Genomic DNA, 1,633 nt, shown 5'->3' on the forward strand with positions numbered 1-1,633 from the left:
ATGAAACGTCTCGTACTTGGCAGTTTAGGCACTTTGTTGATTGCCACCGCTACCACTCCCGTCTTAGCATCGGAAATCGCTGCCAACTCCACCACCAGCCGTAACAATATTGTCGAAGTTCAACCGTTTAACCTGGTCTATCTCGGTTATCAAGGCTACTTTGCTGACCAAGGTATTCCCAGTAATGCTGCTTTCATCAGCGCTGTAAAAACCAAGAGAATTACCGCCAAAGACCTCGTAGCCAGTGCTATTGAAAGAGGAAGATTATCCCCAGAAACTATCAATGATTCTAGCTATCTGGCTCATGTAAACACTCAACTATCCAACCTGGATCGGGATTAATACTTATGTAAACATTAACTGATAGCTGAATGCTTACATAAGTTAAGACCTACATTCTAGTAATTAAAGATAAGCAGTTAACCAATTAAGCGAATCAACCCTAGGAGGAACAAAAATGAAACGTCTCGTACTTGGCAGTTTAGGCACTTTGTTGATTGCCACCGCTACCACTCCCGTCTTAGCATCGGAAATCGCTGCCAACTCCACCACCAGCCGTAACAATATTGTCGAAGTTCAACCGTTTAACCTGGTCTATCTCGGTTATCAAGGCTACTTTGCTGACCAAGGTATTCCCAGTAATGCTGCTTTCATCAGCGCTATAAAAAGCAAGAGAATTACCGCCAAAGACCTCGTAGCCAGTGCTATTGCAAGAGGAAGATTATCCCCAGAAACCATCCATGATTCTAGCTATCTGGCTCATGTGAACACTCAACTATCCAACCTGGATCGGGATTAATACTTAGGTAGCGCATATGCGCTACCTCCCAGCGTCGAAGCCTGTGCCACGCAAGCTACGCGGTCAGCTGACCGCTGTCAGCTGATTTTCTCTAGAATCAGCGCGTCACTGTTGTATACTCCAGTTGAGAGCCCTGAGCTCGATAGTGATCATCATCCTACTTTGTCTGACCGTAGAAGGATGGAAAACTCAGCTCAAGCTCAAAAAAGTTACGGTAGGGAATAGCGAAACGGAAATCCAAAAGGATCTCAAACCCTTGGAGACCTATCTGTAAGTGGGGTGTAGTTGAGTATGAAAATTATCAGCCTATTAGCTGCGATCGCAATATTTATAATCTCGGCTTGTTCCAATCAATCCGTGTCAACACCACTAACCGTCACCATGCATTTGACTGATACCAAAGGCATTGGTGAAGAGATTGGCATTGTCAAAGCAACCCAAACCGAGAAGGGTCTGCAGCTAACTTCGAATCTGTCTGGATTAACTCCTGGAGAACATGGCTTCCATGTCCATGCAAAGCCCAACTGTGGTCCAGGCCAGAAGGAAGGTAAAGTAGTTTCTGGCTTAGCTGCTGGTGGTCATTATGATCCAGAAAATACCGGCAAACATGAAGGACCATTCGGTAATGGTCATTTAGGTGATTTGCCAAGGCTAGTGGTTAATAAACAGGGTGTTGCTAAGACTCCAGTAGTAGCCCCACGGTTAAAGGTTGCTGACCTTAAGGGTCACTCTCTGATCATTCACGCTCAAGGTGACAATTATTCAGATATTCCCAAACCCTTGGGAGGGGGTGGTGCTCGAGTGGCTTGTGGTGTGATTTAGCAATAGTGTTGA

Annotated in this window: 4 protein-coding genes; all 4 read left to right on the plus strand. The window is 45.3% G+C overall.

Annotated elements, in window-relative coordinates:
• Nucleotides 1-342, plus strand: a 342-nt coding sequence (locus F6K20_RS14690) for a hypothetical protein (RefSeq protein ID WP_008186367.1), incomplete at its 5' end; no start/stop codon positions are given.
• 115 nt (nt 343-457) lie between these two features.
• Nucleotides 458-799, plus strand: coding sequence for a hypothetical protein (locus tag F6K20_RS14695; protein WP_008186364.1), 342 nt, complete (start codon nt 458-460; stop codon nt 797-799).
• Between the two features lie 145 nt (nt 800-944).
• The gene (locus tag F6K20_RS14700) at nt 945-1,073 is read left to right on the plus strand and encodes a hypothetical protein (protein WP_267872058.1); all 129 of its coding nucleotides are present in this window, start codon (nt 945-947) and stop codon (nt 1,071-1,073) included.
• Between the two features lie 17 nt (nt 1,074-1,090).
• On the plus strand, nt 1,091-1,621 hold the full coding sequence (gene sodC / locus F6K20_RS14705) for a superoxide dismutase [Cu-Zn] SodC (RefSeq protein ID WP_287251092.1): 531 nt from the start codon (nt 1,091-1,093) through the stop codon (nt 1,619-1,621).
• The last annotated feature ends 12 nt before the right edge of the window (nt 1,622-1,633 follow it).

Origin of the sequence: Moorena sp. SIO2C4, assembly GCF_010672485.1 — a bacterium.
GTDB classification, from domain to species: Bacteria; Cyanobacteriota; Cyanobacteriia; order Cyanobacteriales; family Coleofasciculaceae; genus Moorena; species Moorena producens.

Bases quoted from the DNA above. Each gene is read 5' to 3' on its own strand.
- F6K20_RS14695 (WP_008186364.1), top strand. From the start codon at position 458: ATGAAACGTCTCGTACTTGGCAGTTTAGGCACTTTGTTGATTGCCACC.
- sodC (WP_287251092.1), top strand. From the start codon at position 1,091: ATGAAAATTATCAGCCTATTAGCTGCGATCGCAATATTTATAATCTCG.